10 protein-coding genes are annotated in these 14,923 nt (G+C 38.4%); 6 read left to right on the forward strand and 4 right to left on the reverse strand.

Features of this window, described 5'->3' with window-relative positions:
- Positions 1 to 16 precede the first annotated feature (16 nt).
- Together EHO65_RS10640 and EHO65_RS10645 are read right to left on the reverse strand one after the other, a co-directional pair.
- Entirely contained in the window at positions 17 to 1,201 is a 1,185-nt protein-coding gene (locus EHO65_RS10640; protein ID WP_135774136.1) for a M23 family metallopeptidase, read from the reverse strand.
- Positions 1,201 to 1,830, reverse strand: coding sequence for a DUF2889 domain-containing protein (locus EHO65_RS10645; protein ID WP_135774138.1), 630 nt, complete (start codon positions 1,828 to 1,830; stop codon positions 1,201 to 1,203). The genes EHO65_RS10640 and EHO65_RS10645 overlap by 1 nt, the downstream gene beginning before the upstream one ends.
- Positions 1,831 to 1,948: 118 nt before the next feature.
- Here EHO65_RS10645 and EHO65_RS10650 point away from each other — a divergent pair, with 118 nt between their 5' ends.
- The gene (locus tag EHO65_RS10650) at positions 1,949 to 2,746 is read left to right on the forward strand and encodes an SDR family oxidoreductase (protein WP_135774140.1); all 798 of its coding nucleotides are present in this window, start codon (positions 1,949 to 1,951) and stop codon (positions 2,744 to 2,746) included.
- A gap of 7 nt (positions 2,747 to 2,753) precedes the next feature.
- Here the strand turns inward: EHO65_RS10650 and EHO65_RS10655 are convergent, their stop codons facing one another.
- Positions 2,754 to 4,076, reverse strand: coding sequence for a formylglycine-generating enzyme family protein (locus tag EHO65_RS10655; RefSeq protein WP_135774142.1), 1,323 nt, complete (start codon positions 4,074 to 4,076; stop codon positions 2,754 to 2,756).
- A gap of 97 nt (positions 4,077 to 4,173) precedes the next feature.
- On the reverse strand, positions 4,174 to 6,774 hold the full coding sequence (locus EHO65_RS10660) for a response regulator (protein ID WP_135774144.1): 2,601 nt from the start codon (positions 6,772 to 6,774) through the stop codon (positions 4,174 to 4,176).
- Positions 6,775 to 6,998: 224 nt separating this feature from the next.
- Between EHO65_RS10660 and EHO65_RS10665 the strand changes: the two genes are divergently transcribed.
- The 5 genes from EHO65_RS10665 to EHO65_RS10685 all read left to right on the forward strand — a co-directional run bounded on the left by EHO65_RS10665 (position 6,999) and on the right by EHO65_RS10685 (position 14,917).
- On the forward strand, positions 6,999 to 7,703 hold the full coding sequence (locus EHO65_RS10665; protein WP_135774146.1) for a 7-carboxy-7-deazaguanine synthase QueE: 705 nt from the start codon (positions 6,999 to 7,001) through the stop codon (positions 7,701 to 7,703).
- Between the two features lie 2 nt (positions 7,704 to 7,705).
- Positions 7,706 to 10,543, forward strand: a complete 2,838-nt coding sequence (locus EHO65_RS10670; RefSeq protein ID WP_135774149.1) for a DEAD/DEAH box helicase — start codon at positions 7,706 to 7,708, stop codon at positions 10,541 to 10,543.
- A 120-nt stretch (positions 10,544 to 10,663) separates the two neighbouring features.
- The gene (gene pheT / locus EHO65_RS10675; protein WP_135774151.1) at positions 10,664 to 13,069 is read left to right on the forward strand and encodes a phenylalanine--tRNA ligase subunit beta; all 2,406 of its coding nucleotides are present in this window, start codon (positions 10,664 to 10,666) and stop codon (positions 13,067 to 13,069) included.
- 3 nt (positions 13,070 to 13,072) lie between these two features.
- Positions 13,073 to 13,630 carry a gamma carbonic anhydrase family protein gene (locus tag EHO65_RS10680; protein ID WP_135774153.1) on the forward strand — a complete coding sequence of 186 codons (558 nt, stop codon included), beginning with the start codon at positions 13,073 to 13,075 and terminating at the stop codon, positions 13,628 to 13,630.
- Positions 13,631 to 13,762: 132 nt separating this feature from the next.
- Entirely contained in the window at positions 13,763 to 14,917 is a 1,155-nt protein-coding gene (locus tag EHO65_RS10685) for a bacteriohemerythrin (RefSeq protein ID WP_135774155.1), read from the forward strand.
- The last annotated feature ends 6 nt before the right edge of the window (positions 14,918 to 14,923 follow it).

Raw genomic sequence — 14,923 nt, forward strand, 5'->3', positions numbered from 1 at the left:
CGAAAGCGAATTTAGGTCAAGGAAGGATTTGTAAGGATCTTTCTCCGATCTCTTTTTCTTCTAGATAGAATTTGATCTTATACTTTCCGGCACTCAATATAGGTTGTATTTCCCAGGCCTCGAAATTGATCCCACCTGGGATCTTTTCCTGAAAGGTAAAACTTACCTTTTTAGTTTTTAAGTGGATGAACTCTGCCTTAAAAGTATAAGGCCCGGATTTATAGATAGGAATAGAAAGATAAAATTTACGTTTGGTTTGGAGCTTGTCGGGACAAGAAGAAGTTTTGTCTGGATCTGGAATGGAATGACTAACACAAAATTCTTCTGTGTTTGTGATCGGAAAACCGGGAGGAGTTTTTCCATCCGGGGTCCAGTAAGCATTTTCCTCGCTTAAATATTCTTTTTCTTCCGATTCTGTTTTGAAAATCGTAGCAAAACTTTTTTTCTTACGATTTTCTTCCGGTTTATAAACTTCGAAATGTAGATGAGGTCCAGTGCTAAATCCTGTATTTCCAGAAAGACCAATTTTTTGTCCTGCGATTACTTTCTCTCCAGGTTTTACAAATACACCTTTGGATTTTAGGTGTCCATAGATTGCGACTGTTCCATCAGAATGTTCTATCACGATCCGATTTGCTTTATCTATGAGTTTAGGATCCCTTTTTCCTTCCGTAAATTTATCTTCCGTTTCTACTACGACTCCATCTCTTGCTGCTAAAAGTGGGGTTCCTTCCGGAAGGACAAAGTCTAGAGAATAAGCACCTCCACCTTTATGTTCTTCCCCGCTATTATAGCCTACAGATATCCAAGATTTACCTTCATAAGGAAGAGTATAAACATAAGTCTCGTCATGTTTTGCGGATAGATCTCCGTAATAAGCAACTGCCAGTACTGCAATAGAAATTGGGGCTTCTGTATTCTCTTTCTTTTTAAAGGTTAAGACCTTCTTCTTTTCTGAATCGGTTAACACAAAAGAGATCGGGTTCGGAGGTTCCGTTTCTATTTTAGAACCCTCGATTGCAGTATAGACCGTGATATGTGTTCCTGGGATTAGATTTTTAGCTTGGAGATAAACCGAGGTTTCTTCGTTTTCTGTTTCGATAGAAGAGCAAATATTCTTTTTATCACAGTTCTGAATTACATCTGCAAATATAGGGCAGAAGTAAATGGATAAAAAGAATACCGCTAAACTTCGGGTCATTATTTTCCTCTGGCACTGCGGAATTCTTTTACCATCAAAGATGTGATACTGTCGAGAGGTTTTACCTGCTGTTTTAAGTCCGGAGTTTCATGCCTGTCTGAGAAACTATAACAGGAATTTCGGACACCTTTGTCCTTCATCCACCAATGTCTTCCGATCTCTCTTCTGGATTTTGGATCTAAGTCGCCTTGGTACATTCTATACTCATCCCATTCAGGAGGGAAATTTCTTTCTTTTAAGAAGAATGCGTACGCAGAAGAAAAGCTTTGGGCGGCATTTTGTAGAAGTTCGTTAATATGAAGGCACCCTACCGTTTTATCTTCCGGAAATTTTCTCATAATTTTATTATAAGAAATATCTTCTCCAATTAGATAGGAATAAGTTTTGATTGCATGAGGACATGTTTCATAAGGTACTCGATCTTCTTCCACATCTAAGTCCATAATTTTCATCGTGGCTAAGTTCACTAACATGTACAAAGTCATATCATGATAAGGATCTCTTTGGCTGACTTCTATTAAGCAGCTAGGAGGACTTTCTTCCGGAAACCAATAGTATCTGCTTTCGTACCTGCGCTGGAAACCGCAGTCTTTGTATCTGATCTTTTGTTTTAATTGGGAAAGAGCCATACATTCTCCTGGTTCCTTTTTTTACCTAAGAGATAGACCTGAAAGGATTTTACCGTGTTTTGATTTGCTTTTTTAGCATTCTTACCTATTCTTCTACCTACTTTTACGGAAGTTTTAGATGGGGTTATTTTTTCAGGATAAGGTTTTTTTAGTAACCGGCGCAAGTTCTGGGATCGGCAGAGCTTTGGCCATTGAGTTGGAAAAGGAAGGAGCCTATGTGGGAGTAATTGCTCGCAGAAAAGAGGCCTTAAAGGATCTGAAAAATTCAGCTTCCAATCCGGATAAAATTTTTGTTATGCAAGCGGATGTGATGTCCGAATCCGATCTAAAAAAGGCGGTCGAAGAATTTAGAAAAAAATTCAAAAGAGTAGATGGCTTCGTTCATAATGCCGGAATTTCCATGAGAGGAACTGCGGCAGAAACTGATCTGAAAATTTTCAGAGCAATTATGGACACGAATTATTTTCCTCTGGTTTTATTATATCGTTTACTGGAATCAGATCTACGCCAAAGCGAAGGGCATGTGATTGCCGTATCTTCTATACAAGGAAAGTATGCTACCCAATTAAGATCCGGATATGCAGCAAGCAAACATGCGATGCAAGGATTTATGGATAGCATCCGTTTGGAAAACTTGAAAACCGGGATCCATGTCATGAGTGTTTGTCCTGGCTTTGTAAAAACGGAAATTTCAATTAAGGCATTGGGAGGAGATGGAACTCCTCATGGGATTATGGATGAAGGCCAGAAAAACGGATTAGATCCCGAAGTAGTGGCTAAAAAGATCTTAAAAGGAATTGAGAAAAGAAAACGAGAGATCATTCCTTCTAAGTTGAAGGAGAAATTCGGTTATTTCCTTAGTAGGATCTCTCCTAAAACTTTGGATAAAATTTTAGTAAGAGTTAGGATCTCTTAATAAAGTTTTAGTTCTTCACTTCTGTGATCAACCTAAGACCTGCTTTTCTATCATTCAATAGATTCGGAATTCCTCCAAAATCTCTTGCATGAGCCTTAGCTTCTTCTTTGGTTCCTGAATAAGAACCACCTCGGATCACTTTCAGATGTTTCCCAAATCTCCCGGAGTTTGGTCTATGTCCTGGATAAGGGATATATGGAGAGCTGGTCCATTCTGCAACATTGCCGCACATTCCGATTGCACCATAAGGACTTTGGCCTTTAGAAGGAAGTTCAAACACAGAGATAGTTCCTCTGCTTCCACTTTCTCTTGTATTACAAAGTGCAGAATCGAATTCATTTCCGAAAGGATAGTCTTGGGGCTGGGAGATAAATTCGTAACTCTCGTCCTTTAATAATCTCCAGACGAGTCCCGTTCCTCTAGCCGCCTTTTCCCATTGCCATTCGCTTGGGATCTTTTTTCCGGCCCATTTAGAATAAGCTTCCGCTTCTCTATAAGTTAAGTTGGTAACGGGATGATATTCTTTTCCTCTTGGGAAATTCCCGTTTTCCCAATGAGGCGGAGGAAGAGTTCCCGTCTCTTTTAAGAACTTATTATATTCTTTGTTAGTGACTTCGTATTTATCAATATAAAAGGAAGAAATTTCTTCTAGGCTACTTCTGTCGGGAACTCCAAATTTAGGATTATAACTATCGTCTCCAGGGTCTGAACCTTGTCCATATAGGAAGTATCCCATATGTTCATATAAGATCCGCCCGTTGGATTCATATCCTGTATGAACGAGCACCATTTCTTTCCCATCTTTGGGATGAAGAATATTTTTAACTAAACGATTTCGGACCATGTCTGTCGCATCAAATCTGGAAGGATCTTGGTAGAATGTTTCTTCTCCATAAGCTCCGATCAAAAGTCCCACGCTGATCAATTTGGCAGGTTTACCTTCTGCTATGGAAAAACTTCCTCTGAGTTCTATTGAAATTGGTTTTGTGAGTTTTCCCACTTTTCCAAATTCTACTTCAATATTCTCTACTTGGAAGGCACCAATTTCTTCCATTTTAGGTTTTCTGAATAAAGGTAGATTCGATTTTTCGCTCAGTATACCTTTAATCTCTTCTTCAGAACGTTCGGAAAAGTAAGAGTTTCTACCTATCTTGATCTTTGCCTTTCCTTTGTTTCGATAAACCGAAAGAACTTCTCCGGTCCAAAGCACTGTCTTCCTTGTATCAGAAGATGAAGATGTGGCTTCTTTTTCTTCTTGGCTTGTCCCGGTTTCAGAAAATAGAAAAAGCAGACAGAATGAGATAAATATAATGGTTCTGGTCCTGGACATGGAAGAGTGAGGTCCTCTAAACTTAAAGATCGGCAGAAATCTTAGATTTTCAGATGGTTTTTTATAGCGGAGAAGTGACAGAAACCTGCGTTCTTATTTAAGCCTTAGACTTAGGAAATAGAGTATTACCCGCCTTCCTCATCACATGGACCAGTTCTTCAAACACGATTGGCTTGGAAATATAATCATTCATTCCAGCCCTTAAACAAAGGTCCCTGTCTCCTTGCATTGCAGCTGCAGTCATTGCAATGATATAAGGTTGGGATTCCACAGGCCAAGTATTTCGAATGACCTGAGTTGCTTGCAGCCCATCCATCTCAGGCATATGAACATCCATAAAGATCAGATTGATCTTTTTTTCTCTGAGAGCGATCAAAGCTTCTTTTCCATTTGGAACGATAAATGGTTCATATCCTAATTTTTGGATAATCCTTTTGGCTAGAGTTTGGTTGATCTCGTTGTCTTCTGCTACCATGATCTTGAAAGGAAATTGAGAACTTAAAATTTCTTTTTGGCTGGCAAGATAAGAGGATCTTGTATTTGCCTTTGCTTTAGTTCCACTCTCATCCTCTGCTAATATTTCAGTTACGATCCTTTCTATATCTTTTTTCTTAACAGGTTTACTTAACTCTCCTGCGAATAATTCCCCTGCGATCTCTTTATCTTTAGGATCTAAAAATGAAGAAGATAAAAGCACTAACGGAAAATGAAAATTTCTTTTACGGATTTCCTGAGCGATCTCTATTCCAGTATTCCCAGGAAGATTATAATCTAAGATTCCCAGGTCTGGCATGATATCTAGATCAAGCAGGTTTAATGCTTCTTCTTTTGATTTAGCGGAGAAGGTTATAAGTCCTAAAATTTGCAGCTGATAAGCAAGTATCCTTAGATTAGTAGGATTATCATCCAGTATAAGAACTTTCTTATTTTCCAATTCCGAGTTCGCCGCTTTTTCTTTATTCTTAGCCTGGTTATTACCTTCTACCTGGATATAAAAGGAGAAGGTTGTGCCAATACCTATTTCACTTTCTACCCAGATCACTCCACCCATCATTTCTATCAAACGAGAAGAGATAGAAAGTCCAAGTCCCGTTCCTCCGTATCTTCTGGTGGAAGATGTATCTACTTGGTAGAACGGTTGGAATAGTTCTTTTTGTTTTTCGTTAGGAATTCCTATCCCGGTATCTCTGATCGCAAATAAGATCGTATATAGGTTCCCTTCCAGTTTGGAAACCTCGGCGGATAAAAAGATCTCGCCTTGTTCCGTGAATTTTAATGCGTTCCCGATCAGATTGATAAAGATCTGCTTTAAGCGGAGACTATCGCATAAGATCCTATCTGGAACATTCGGATCTAGATAATAGACCAGATCTATCTGCTTCTGAGCGGCACGAGATCTGAATAGATCCAAAACTTCTTCGATAGTCTCGATGACCGAAAATTCCCTGATTTCCAGAGACAGGGTCCCGGATTCAATTTTAGAATAATCTAAGATATCATTGATGATATTGAGCAGACTTTCTCCACTTTTTTGGATGATCTCAGCGTATTCTTTTTGCTCTTTATTTAGATTGGAATCTATTAATAGTTCAGTCATTCCGATCACTCCGTTCATAGGAGTTCGGATCTCATGGCTCATCATTGCCAAAAATTCGGACTTAGCTCGATTTGCTTTTTCCGCTTCTTCTTTTGCTTTTTTGAGATCATGTTCGTAGTTTTTGCGAACAGAAATATCTGTGAATAATCCACAGACCGAGTAAACTTCTCCCTCTAAGTCCACTAAAGGAACGATCACGCAATAGAATGTTTTTTCTTCGTCGGAAACGATTAGATCTAATTCGAAATCCAAAGGGCCCAGTTTTTCTAAGGACTTTGTGATTATGGTAGAAATGAACTGGGCTTTTTCACTTCCAAAAAGGTTCTCCAGTCCCATGTCCTGTCTTTTATCTTTACTTCCTAAAAATCGGTTCGCGAATACTTGGTTATGGAATAGAGCTCTTCCTTCCAGATCCATCATACAAAATGCAGAAGGTAGATTGTCCAAAATGGAAAGAAGTCTGGATTCACTTTCTATCAATCTATCAGTGATCCTTCTTTTTTCTTTGATATCTTTTTGAACCGCATAAGAACCGTACCCGACCACCAAAAAAGAAACTATAACTAATGTAAGCAGTGAATAAGCGACTCTGGTGCCCCGCAAAGTATTGGTTGCATTTCTGCTATTTAAAAGTCTTAATTCTTCCTCCTGCATATTGTTCAGCAATTCGGCTATTTCTATTAGTATGATCCCTTTTTTGGATTCGAAAGAGCCAGGTTGTTTTTCAGCAGTTGTGATTAGGTTGGAGATCCCAAGGATTCTAACTTGTTGGATTTGATTGTCCTTGGTGAGATTTTGAAGGATCTTAATTTCACTCTTTAAGTTGGAGAATAAGGATCTGGTATTTTCGGAAGCAGCGTCTTCCGTATAAGCTTGCGCGATTCCGATCTCTCTAGTGATACTTTTACATTGGTCTATTTCTTCGATGACCGTAAACGTATGTTCTATCATTACTCCAGAATCCTTTAGCTCTATCATTCCATACAAACTGATCAAACTTGCTATGATCAATAGTAAGGTAAGAGAGAAAAAACCGATCAGCACTTTCCATTGCAAGAATTGCGACTTTTCTTTGATTTTTTCTAAAAAGGAAAATTTCATGAAGGACGTTCTAGTAATTTCGAGACCTAAAATTGATTTCAAAAAGGCTTCCAAATTTATTACACGTACATAGGTCTTTCAACAAGCTTTTTTCAGGATTTTGATAGCCCGATCTTGACTGGATCGGGCCAAAAATCATTCTGGTATTCTAATAAACGGTTTTTTCTGGATTATGGAAAGGAAAGCCGGTAAAAATCTTGTACCTTGGAGAGCTATTCCTTAGTATGAAATCCGTCGTTCATGAAATTTATCTCTCTGTTTCCGGAGAAGGAATTTCAACAGGTTTGCCTACAATTTTTGTTCGGTTCGCGGGGTGTTCTCTCAGATGCGGAATGGACGGAAGCCGCAAACTTTGGTGCGACACTCCGTACGCTCTTTCTCCGAATGCGGGGAAAGAAATTGAGTTAGAAGATGTGATCTCGGAGATAGGATCCATTTCTTCTTCTCCTACACAAATACTTCTAACGGGCGGAGAACCATTAGAAAATTCGAATAGGATTTTCAGCCAAACATTGGCACAAAAATTGAAACTGTCTAGGCAAGTTTCGGGGCTTTATACGAGGGTGAGGGTGGAGACAAATGGAGCGGAACCGATCCGTGATTTGGAAAATATGGTCTTCACTCTGGATTACAAACTTCCTGGCTCAGGAATGGAAAACAAAATGGTCTTGGATAATTTAGAATTTGTCCGGGATAGAAATGATAATTTGGACGAGATCAAATTCGTAATTAGAGATAGAAAGGATTTCGATAGAACTTTGGAAGTGATAGACGGTTTTAAATTAAAGGGAAATCTTCTGGCTTCTCCCGTATTCGGAGAGCTTGCCCCTGAAATTCTTGTAGATTGGATCAAAGAAAATAATAGAACGGATCTGCGTCTTTCTTTGCAGACCCATAAATATATCTGGGGAGAAAAAAGGGGAGTTTGATCTTGGACTCTACTTTGCAGCTCAGTCTAGATTTCGAATCCGATTCTTCCAGCGGATTCAGAGGGGATTCCTGTTATCTTAAGGATGAACCAGAATTAGGAATTGGAAGGATAGAAAGTTCCGACTCCGGAAAATTTCAGATCTATTTTCCATCTTCCGATATCAGAAAGACTGTCTCTGAAAATTCTAACAGACTGAAAATTATAGGATCCTATCCTACCGCATTTACTGAATCTTTTGCAGATCCAGAATTACTGGATCTAAGTCTTCAAGCATTTGAGTTAAAACTTACTCATGCCTATGACAAACTTTCTGCATTATCTAATTCAAGAACAAGACTTCTTCCTCACCAAATAGAATCCACTTTCGTAGTGGTGAATTCTCTTCGGCCTAGATTCATTTTGGCTGACGAGGTAGGACTCGGTAAAACGATAGAAGCAGCCCTTGTTATGAAAGAGCTGATCTTTCGAAGAGGTTACAAAAAAGTTTTAGTCGTTGCTCCTTCTCCTCTATTAGTCCAATGGAAACAGGAATTAAAAAACAAATTTAACGAAGACTTTGAGATCGTTAAACGTAGGAATTTCTTAGCTAGCGGAGAGAAGAACTGGAAGAATTTCAAACATGTAATTACTTCAGTAGACTTTATTAAAAATCCTAAATACGCCGAAGAGATCCTGAAAACGAAATGGGATATTGTAGTCTTTGACGAGGCCCATCGTTTAAGAAGAGATTATCATAAGGTTACAAGAGCCTATTTATTCGCGGAGAAGATTGCAAAAAAATGCGAATGTCTGCTTCTTCTTACCGCAACACCTTTTAGAGGAAAATTAGAAGAATTATATTATCTGGTCCACTTGGTCGATCCGAATTTGCTCGGACCATATCATACTTTTATAAACGATTATGTTCTCGGGAATAAAAGCGGATTAAAAGAAAAGATCTCCAAGGTCCTTTTAAGACGCAGAAAAGTAGAAGTTGGCGGCTTCACTAAAAGATTCGCCAAAACGGTTAAGATAGAATTATCCGATGTAGAAAGACAATTCTATAATGAAACCACTGAATATGTCCGCAGAGAGTATAATCTTGCGATGAGAACCCAAAACAGGGCAATCGGATTCGTGATGATCGTTTTCCAGAAATTATTGGACTCCTCAGTGTTCGCACTTCTTTCCGCATTGTCCAAACGTAAGTTCATGCTGGAGAATCGTCTCCATCGTTTGCAGGCAGTCGGGAATAAATTAGAAGAATGGGACTTGGACGAAACAGAAGGTGTAGAAGACTTCGTCTCCGATTTGGATGAATCCGCTCCTTCCGATCTTGCAAATCTCAGAAGAGAATTATTATCCTTAAACAGGCTGATCCTTTTAGGCAAAAAGATCAAAGAAGATCGAAAAAGCCAGAAACTGAAAGAGACAATTGCGAAACTCAAAAAAGAAGGGCATCCTAAATTTATTATATTCACTCAGTTTAGAAGTACACAAGACTTCTTAGCTTCCACCTTATCCGAATACAAGGTCACATTATTTCACGGGTCTTTAAGTGCTGATGCAAAAGAAGATGCAATTTCCGAATTCAAAAGGTCTTCCGAAATTTTGATCTGTACGGAAGCAGGTGGAGAAGGACGTAACCTTCAATTTGCAAATGTTCTATTCAATTACGATTTGCCTTGGAGCCCTTTGAAGATCGAACAAAGGATAGGAAGGATCCATAGATTTGGACAAAAGGATAATGTATTTATTTTTAACTTCGCTTCTAAAGATACAGTTGCGGAAAGAATTTTAGAAGTACTATCCAACAAGATCAAACTTTTCGAAGAATCTATCGGCGGTTCGGACGAGTTACTTGGAGCAATCGAAGACGAATTGGATTTTCATTCTAGCTTCATGAGATTCGTCACAGGTAACAAAAAGTTAAAAGAAGTAGAAGAGGAAATCGACCAAAGGATCAAGATCGCCAAAAAAGGTTTCGAGAAACTGGGTTCCTTGGTCACTCCTAAACTATTGGATTTTAATTTAGAAGATTATTATAAAACTACTCTACAAGAAAGATCTTTTACCAATCAACACTTGGAGACTTTCTTCGTTAGATATTCTAAGAAATATTCTGATCGATTGAATTTCAAACTTAAGACTCTAAAACCTCAAGTGTATGAGTTGGATGGAGTCAATTACAAAGGGAAAAAGGCTACATTCAATTCCGAACTTGCACTCGCAGATGACGGACTGGAATTTTTAGCATTCGGCCATCCTTTAATTGAAGAAGCAGTACAATCCTTTTTAAAAGATAGATCCGGTTGGAAAATAGGATTTTATAGAACTTCCGGAAACTTCTTATACTTCGTATTTATAGTAGAATTCAAATTTTCCTTAGATAGAAAAGAATTGTTCGTTGTGGAAGTAAATCGACGAAGCGGAAGTTCTAAGGTATTAGAAAATCTTCCGGAAGCAGTAAGAGAGAATAGATTCCGATCTTCCCAAACAGAACTGCCTGACGATACCGAAAAATATTTTGTGATGGCTTGCGAGACCTTAGAACTTGCATTAGAAGATAGAAAAAAAGAATTATACGAACAAACCAAAGATCTATTCCAAAAGGAAGAATACAAGATCCGTAACAGCAACCAAAACACTCTACGTCAGTTAGAAGAAAAACTAATGAGACAAGAGGCTGCTTTTAAATGGGAAGGTAGACCCGAGAAAAAATCGGCAATGAATCGAACTAAAAACGAGATCCAAAAAGTAAAAGAGGATTTCGAGGTAGAGCTAAGAAAGGTAAAGGTGGGAAAAGAGATACACCATCGTTTCGAACTTTTCCAAGCCTATCTTCCTGGCTCGGACTGATCCAAATATAAGGCTGTCTTAAAGCTTCTATATCTTTGTTTTTACTGCTGGACACTAGCCCCCTCTATCCGCTTTTGTTAAACTACTCCGCCAGATATTCGGCCTTAGGAGACAGTTTACGTGAAATTATCCCTGGATTGGATTAACGATTTTACCCCTATTAAGGATTTGTCCCTCGAGGATGTCCTAAAAAAAATTGCGGCTTCTATTTGTGAAGTGGATGGGGTAGAGGATTATTTTTCTCATTTGGAGAAGGTTGTTTTAGTTAAGATCGAATCCTTAGAAAAACATCCTCAGGCAGATAAACTCCAAGTCGCTCAGGTTTCTGACGGTAAAAATAAGATCCAAATCGTTTCAGGTGCTCCTAATTTAAAAGTGGGAGACCTGGTTCCACTGGCTATTCCAGGTGCTGAGTTAGGAGATAAAAAAATCCTAGAGTCAGAACTTCGCGGTGTTAAAAGTTCCGGTATGCTTTGTTCTGAAAAAGAACTAGGTCTTTCCGAAGAGGATGCAGGGGTTATGGTTCTGGACGATCCGGAAGCAAAACTTGGCCAGAACTTAAGAGAATACTTCGGATTCAGAGATACTATTTTAGATATTGATAATAAATCCATCACACATCGTCCTGATCTGTGGAGCCATTTCGGATTCGCGAGAGAACTTGCGGCTCAACTCAATTTGCCGATCAAGTTTAATCCTTTCGAAACTAACTGGGATTTTTCAAAAGATATTGTTTCTCCCAAGGTGAAAGAAACAGAATACGCACATTCTTATTATTCTTCTTCCATTGAAGGAATTCAGATCAAAGCTTCTAATAAAACTGTTCGCTCCCGTTTGAAAAAATGTGGGGTTAGGGTGATCAATAATGTGGTGGATGTTTCCAATTATCTATTATTGGAAGCGGGACAACCTACACACTTCTTTGATTCTGATAAATTATCCGCACAAGGTGGAATCGAACTAGAAGTAGATTATGCGAAGAAGGACGAAAGTTTTCTTCTTTTAGACGAAACTTCTCCCAAACTTGACCCTGAAATTCTGATCATTCGTAACTCTAAAAAAGGAGTGGCGATCGCAGGTGTGATGGGCGGCGCGGATACCGCTGTCGATTCTAATTCCAAAAAAGTAATTTTAGAGTCTGCAGTTTTCCCGAGGGAGTTTGTTCGCAAGTCTATTCGAAAAACGGGGATTCGTTCTGAGTCTTCTGTTCGTTACGAGAAAGGCCTCGAAGCAACAACCACTCTTCCAATCATCAAAAGAGCATTAAATCTTTTAAAAGAAAATGGATGTCCTGATCTGAAGGCGAGTTTGCCTGCCGGATACATTCATACTGCAGATAAAAAAGTGGAGATCGAAGTCAGTTTAGCTTTCTTGAATAAAAAACTTGGAACAGAGATTGATCAATCTACTTCGGATAAGATCTTAAAACAACTTTCCTTTTCCACTGAATGGAAAGGAGATACTGTTAAGGTTCTTGTTCCTAAATACAGACAAAATTACGATATCACCATTCCGGAAGATATTGTAGAAGAGATTGGCCGTACATTAGGATATGCATCTATTCCAGTTCGTCCTTTGGCTTCTGATGTCAAACCTCCTGCTCGTAATTTCTCAAGAGAGCTGGAAAAACATCTAAAACGGGCCTTCTCCCAAATCCTTGGATATAACGAAGTATTCAATTATTCTTATGCTTCCTCCAAAGATAATTCTTTCGAAGAAGAAGTAAAAGATTCGATCAAGATCCTAAATGCAATGCCCGACGAGCAGGCATATTTAAGGACTTCTTTATACCCTTCTCTTTTGAAAAATATCAGGCTCAATGGTGATCGATTCGAGAAGTTGAAAATTTTCGAATTTGGTCGAACTTATAAAAAAGCAGAAGAACCTTTTAACGAATCTAAATGGTTTGTTTGGGCTGTTTCTTTTGGTAGGAAGTCCAACGAGAAGGATCTAAACGTTTTAGAGTCCGATTTCCTGGATATCAGGACCGGTGTCGAAAAAGTATTGAGACATTTAAACTTGAGAGAGTTTGAGTGGAGGGTAGATGAAAAGAGTTATTTCCATCCTAAGGCTTCTCTTTCCTTATTTGTTTCCGGTAAGAAAGTGGGAGAGTTAGGATATGCTCATCCGGCCGCTTTAGATACCGCTGATATCAAAAAGAGAGTTATTTTAGGAAGATTCGAATTTGCTTCCTTATTAGAAGTTTGGACAGAAGATCGAAACAAAAACTATTTTACTGCCCCTTCTCATTTCCCTCAAACAGAGATCGATCTTTCTTTGGTGATGGATCTGAATGAGTCTTCTTCTAAGTTTAGCGACTTGGCTGTTTTGGAAAAATTCCCTGAGATGCAGGATGTAAAAGTTACAGTTGTATTTACCGGTGGAAATCTTCCTGAAAACAAAAAGTCCGTTTCTTATAGATTTAAACTTTTAAGCCAGGACAAGAACTTAACCCAAGAAAGGATCAAAGAGATCACGGATCGTTTGATACAGATCGCGAATTCTTCCGGTTATCCTCTTCGTTAAACTATGAAAATCCACGAAACAGCATTTATCCATCCGGCTGCGACTGCATTCGGAATGTTGGAGATGGGACCATTATCTTCTCTCTGGCCTGGAGCTGTTGTTCGTGCGGATCTAAATGAGATCAAATTAGGTGAAGGTGTTAATATCCAAGATAATAGCACACTTCATACCGATTCTACCGGCAGCTTATTCATAGATGATTATACATTAGTAGGTCATAATACAATGCTTCACGGTTGTAAGATCGGTAAGGGTTGTTTGATCGGAATAGGTGCTATCATTTTGGATGAAGCGGAGATCGGAGACGGTGCAATGATACTTGCAGGTTGTATGATCCGAGGTGGTAAAAAAATTCCTCCGAGAGCTATGGTGATCCCTAAGAATGGAGGCATCGTCATCTACGAAAAAAAAGCAAAACCTGAAATGAGCATCGCAGGTTGTTTGGAATACATACAATTGGCGAAAAGATTCCAAGAGAATGTATTCCAACCATTTACAAAAGAAGAAGAAAAATCATTCGTAGAGGAAGCAAAGTCTATCATCAAAAGATACGGCATCTGATTTCTTTTTAAATTCTCTCTTCTCTCCATTTGATATAAATCAATTCTTTCTACATCGATTTCTGATTCGTCCTGAATCTACACCTCTAATCCTTGTTATAGTTTTCCGTAAAACAGCTATAAGGATGATCTCATGTATGACGAAAGGGTTATAGAAAAAATCAGAGGCATTTGGAAGACATTCGATCTTTCTTTAGGAATTCCTGAAATAGATAAACAACATCTTTGGTTGATCGGTATACTTGCGGACTTGGAAGATAAACTTGAGTCGGGAACCAGATCCGAATTAGAAGTCACATTTACGAATGCACTTTCTAAAACTTTGGATTATGCAACCGAACATTTCGCTTTGGAAGAAAAACTTCTAGAAAGTATAGGTTATTCAAAACTAGGGCAACATAGGCTACAACATATGCGGTTCATTACCGCTCTCAGGAATCGAGTCCGAAAAAGTTTCGAAGGAGATTTCGAGAACGCGGTCCTAGACCTTCTGAAAAATCTAAAAAAATGGCTATTTAGGCATATACTGAGCGAAGACAGACAATATGTGGATGCTGCGATGGTCCATGTAGATGATAAACTCACGGATTGGATGCAGAGACATTTACATGCTTCTAATTATGCAGATGAGATCGAAAAATTATACCAGACGGTTTTGTTCTCTGGAAAACAAGAGGTTTCTTTAGAATTCAAAAAACTTGGAGAAGAAAATCTAAAACTGATCTCGGACCTGTGGTATCGTTATAAGCTTAAAACAGGGATTGCGATTGTGGATATCCAACATTTGTGGCTTTTGCAGCTATTGGTGAAAACGGATAAATTATATAAACAAAGATTAAAACAAGAAATAGATGCCGAGTCTTTGAGTGTGCAATTGAAAGAAGCGATTTATGAAACGATCGAATATATCCGTGAGCACTTTAATACGGAAGAATCTATAATGCATCATTTCCATTATATAGGGGAAAAAAATCACCAGAAACAACATGAGAGATTTAATATTCTTATCAATGATATGATAGAAAGAAGTGAAAAAGAAGAATTAGAATCTCTGGCAATTTTGATCCAGGACTTAAAGGATTGGCTGGTAAGTCATATAGCGATAGAAGATAAGAAATTATTCTATTTCTTTAGATCTCGTCTTTCTGAAGTAAATGAATATGTTCGGAACCTAAACAAGGAAGGAAAAATTCATATTTGGAAAGATGCAGTTTCGATTTATAAATTGCTCGTAGACTACGAAGATATCACAGAAGATAAAAGGCCTAAATCTTTAAGACGCAACTAATTACAG

The organism is Leptospira andrefontaineae (assembly GCF_004770105.1).
Taxonomy (GTDB): domain Bacteria; phylum Spirochaetota; class Leptospiria; order Leptospirales; family Leptospiraceae; genus Leptospira_B; species Leptospira_B andrefontaineae.

Excerpts from the sequence above, each read along its gene's own strand:
- EHO65_RS10640 (WP_135774136.1), bottom strand. The coding sequence starts at position 1,201 with ATGACCCGAAGTTTAGCGGTATTCTTTTTATCCATTTACTTCTGCCCT.
- EHO65_RS10645 (WP_135774138.1), bottom strand. The coding sequence starts at position 1,830 with ATGGCTCTTTCCCAATTAAAACAAAAGATCAGATACAAAGACTGCGGT.
- EHO65_RS10650 (WP_135774140.1), top strand. The coding sequence starts at position 1,949 with ATGGGGTTATTTTTTCAGGATAAGGTTTTTTTAGTAACCGGCGCAAGT.
- EHO65_RS10655 (WP_135774142.1), bottom strand. The coding sequence starts at position 4,076 with ATGTCCAGGACCAGAACCATTATATTTATCTCATTCTGTCTGCTTTTT.
- EHO65_RS10660 (WP_135774144.1), bottom strand. The coding sequence starts at position 6,774 with ATGAAATTTTCCTTTTTAGAAAAAATCAAAGAAAAGTCGCAATTCTTG.
- EHO65_RS10665 (WP_135774146.1), top strand. The coding sequence starts at position 6,999 with ATGAAATCCGTCGTTCATGAAATTTATCTCTCTGTTTCCGGAGAAGGA.
- EHO65_RS10680 (WP_135774153.1), top strand. The coding sequence starts at position 13,073 with ATGAAAATCCACGAAACAGCATTTATCCATCCGGCTGCGACTGCATTC.
- EHO65_RS10685 (WP_135774155.1), top strand. The coding sequence starts at position 13,763 with ATGTATGACGAAAGGGTTATAGAAAAAATCAGAGGCATTTGGAAGACA.